The 3,268-nt window shown below is 44.5% G+C and carries 4 protein-coding genes; 1 reads left to right on the forward strand and 3 read right to left on the reverse strand.

Going from position 1 to position 3,268, the window contains the following annotated elements; genetic code table 11:
* Both QT974_RS17165 and mrdA read right to left on the reverse strand, forming a co-directional pair.
* On the reverse strand, window positions 1–239 hold a 239-nt coding region (locus tag QT974_RS17165; RefSeq protein ID WP_333469653.1), incomplete at its 3' end, for a pentapeptide repeat-containing protein.
* Between the two features lie 360 nt (window positions 240–599).
* Window positions 600–2,414 carry a penicillin-binding protein 2 gene (mrdA, locus tag QT974_RS17170; RefSeq protein WP_333469654.1) on the reverse strand — a complete coding sequence of 605 codons (1,815 nt, stop codon included), beginning with the start codon at window positions 2,412–2,414 and terminating at the stop codon, window positions 600–602.
* Window positions 2,415–2,627: 213 nt separating this feature from the next.
* On the opposite strand from mrdA, the gene QT974_RS17175 reads away from it, so the two are divergent.
* Window positions 2,628–2,987: a phage holin family protein gene (locus QT974_RS17175; protein ID WP_333469655.1), complete on the forward strand. Its 360-nt coding sequence runs from the start codon at window positions 2,628–2,630 to the stop codon at window positions 2,985–2,987.
* A 100-nt stretch (window positions 2,988–3,087) separates the two neighbouring features.
* Here the strand turns inward: QT974_RS17175 and QT974_RS17180 are convergent.
* Window positions 3,088–3,268, reverse strand: a 181-nt coding sequence (locus tag QT974_RS17180) for a hypothetical protein (RefSeq protein WP_333469656.1), incomplete at its 5' end; no start/stop codon positions are given.

Here is a 3,268-nt window from a genome sequence, read left to right on the forward strand (position 1 = left end):
GCTTCTTCTAAGCAAGCATTACTTAAGTTAGCGCGACTGAGATTAGCAGTGCTCAAGTTAGAAGAAGCTAGAGCGGCTCCGCTGAGATTGGTTTCTCTCAATTTAGCACCCCTCAAATCAGCGCCACTGAACTCGATACCACTCAAGTCCGTGTTTGCTAGATTGGCATCGACTAAGCTGATTCCCGAGAAATCTCTCTCGCCATCGGCATAGCGTTTGAGCAATTCTTCTTTGTTCATAAATCTCTGAGTAAAGGTCTTTTATGTTTACACTATCCATCGTACTTTATTCATCCAGGCTCGCGCCTCTGCTTGTATTATGCCAATCTTGAAAAGTCTTGCTACAATTATCAAGTTTATACAACAAATTATATTTCATTGGTATCCCAAAAGCCGGACACGGTAATGCTGTTTCCCTCGCTTTTAAGTCAACTTTTAAATTCTGGGATGAATCGGGAAGAGGTGGCGCAAATGATGAATTTATCGACTTGGGAAGTGAGACGATTGGTAGGGGAAAACTTTTGAGCGCACTTACAACAAAAAGGTGCGCAGTGCGCACCCTACTTAACAAAATACAAATAGTCAACAATTAACTCAGGACTAGAAAGGCTTATTGGTAGGTTTAAAACCTTGCTTTTGAAAATAGGTTTTAAAGACCTCGTGAGCAATTGGTGCGGCCGAGACAGCACCAAATCCGCCGCCTTCAACTATAACTGCGATCGCCACTTGCGGTTTGTCAGCGGGAGCAAAGCCCACATACATCGAATTGTCAGGATGACCGGGCATTTCCACAGTCCCTGTCTTACCAGCACTTAAAGGAATAGTACCGTCATTCAGGCCGCGGCCTGTACCTTTTTTCACCACGTCAATCAATCCTTCTTTAATGACCTTTAAAGTAGAAGGTTTAATTCCTGTTGGGATTTTTTTCGTGAGGGGTGTATTGGTTTGAGAAGCCAACAAGTGCGGCTGCACTCGCGAACCGCCGTTAGCAATTGTTGATACCATAACTGCTAATTCTAAGGGAGTACAAAGTACCAAGCCTTGACCGATCGCCATTGTGACGGTATCGCCGACGTACCAATCTTCCTTGTACATTTTCTGTTTCTCTGCTGGTATGGGAACTTGACCGTGATTGGCGCCGTCTATCCCCAAAATATCTAAATTAATCGTGCCGCCAATGCCCATTTTTTTAGCCCATTTCGACATTTGTTCGGGGCCGGCAGCCATGCCTACTTGATAGAAAAACGTATTGCTGCTAAAGGCCAAAGCATCGCGGAAACCGATCGTGCCGTAACCGGCGCCGTGTTCGTTAAAGGAAATTCCGCCGATGTTAATTGAAGAAGATGATACTAAAGTCGAGTCAGGAGAAAACTTGCCCGATTCCATCCCGGCGACAGAGGTGACAATTTTAAAAGTGCTACCGACTGGATAACCTTGAACAGCGCGATTTAAAAATGGTTTTTCTGGCCCTTGCAGTCGATCCCATTCTTTTTGAGTCACCTTGCGGGTGAAAATGTTGGGGTCAAATGTCGGCCAACTAGCCATTGTTAAAAGCGCTCCGGTTTTCACGTCGATCGCGACAACGGCACCCAGGCGATCGCCCAAAGCTTTTTCGGCAGTTTTTTGCATATCTAAATCTAAAGTTAGCTGCACGGGTTTGCCGGGAATAGGATCTTTTACACCTAAATCCTGGATTTCCTCGCCCTTAGCATTCACCTCAATTAAGCGGTTTCCCCAAACGCCTTCTAATGTAGGATTAACTAATTTTTCAACTCCCATCTGACCGACAATCATGCCCATCGGATATGCTGGATTAGCTTTTAATTGATCTAAACTAGCTTCGCCGACGTATCCTAAAAGGTGAGCTGCTAATTGCTGGTTGGGATTGTCTCGGCTCGATTCGGCGCGAATTTCAACTCCCCGCAAAGTATTACTTTGTTCTCCCAAAGCGACGAAAGTAGCGACATCGATATCTTTACTAATTCGCACTGGTAGGGCTGATTTGTAGCCTGCTGTATCGATTTTTTTGACGATTTCGGCGGCGGGAAGTTTGACGATCGGGTCGAGTGTTGCTGCGACTTGTTGCCACTCTTGGGGCGATCGCTCTTTTGGCCACAAATATACCGATCGCGATACGCGGTTCGCCGCCAAAATTTTGCCGTTGCGATCTAAAATTTGACCGCGCGTTGCTGCGACTGAGACAGGGCGAATGCGGTTGTTCTCCGCCCGCTGGCGGTTGTAGGCTCCTTGTACCAGTTGCAGTTCGGCTAGACGAAAGATCGGCATCGCCACCATGGTAGTGACTATCAGCATAAAAACCATCACTTGGAGCGATCGGCTGCGTTGCTGTGCAGGATTGTCCGAGGTATTTTTGTTTAATCGGACTTTAGAGTTAAAAGAAAAATCGCTAGCCATATTAATTAATCTGCTCTTTTATTCAATTAACAGGTAGATACGGTTCCCATCCGGATTATTTAGCAGAGGATACAGCCACTATCACTTCTCACTCTTTAGTGACAGATATAAATTCTGCCGGTTGGTAGACGAATCAGCCGGATATTGCGACTAATATAAGTGTTAAATATGAAGTTTTTATGATGATTCAACTGTTAAGGAGGTACGGGCGCTGTGGAACTGATGGATTTTTTGATTGCTTGGCTGGTGACGGGCAGCAGCTTGCTGCTAATTTCTCAACTGCCGATCGGTGTAGAAATTGATAGCACACCGAAAGCAGTAATCTCCGCTGCGGTTTTGGGAATTTTGAATGTTTTAATTTTGCCAATTCTGAAAGCTGTTTTTTTGGTACCGAATCTGCTGACGCTGGGATTGCTATCCGGGGCGTTTGCTTTTGTAATCAACGTGATTGTTTTTGCTTCGGCTGCGAAGTTGGTTGAAGGATTTCGCTTGCGGATGGGTCTTTGGAGTGCGGTATTGGGGGCGATCGCCTTGGCGGCAGTTAGCAGCTTTATCAATGGCGCGCTTCTGTAAGGATTGCGAATTAAATAATTTACACATATTTGTGGGACGCCCGTCCTACAAGAACAATAAAAATTGTAATTTATTTAATTGTTATTCCTAAACAATTCCCCTAAGGCATCAAAGCAGTTTTAATCACGGAATATTTTTGATTGGTTGGGGATTTTTTTATATTAATACGATATTGAGTTAATTGCTTTTTAGAAAATTGGTTTGTCAGGAATTGAGTCAGAAAATTAAGAAGAAGGACTAAAGTCCTCACTACTAACCTATTTTTTGGGTGAGGAGTTTGG

The organism is Microcoleus sp. BM001215392 (assembly GCF_036700185.1).
Lineage (GTDB): Bacteria > Cyanobacteriota > Cyanobacteriia > Cyanobacteriales > Microcoleaceae > Microcoleus.

Excerpts from the sequence above, each read along its gene's own strand:
- mrdA (WP_333469654.1), bottom strand. The coding sequence starts at position 2,414 with ATGGCTAGCGATTTTTCTTTTAACTCTAAAGTCCGATTAAACAAAAAT.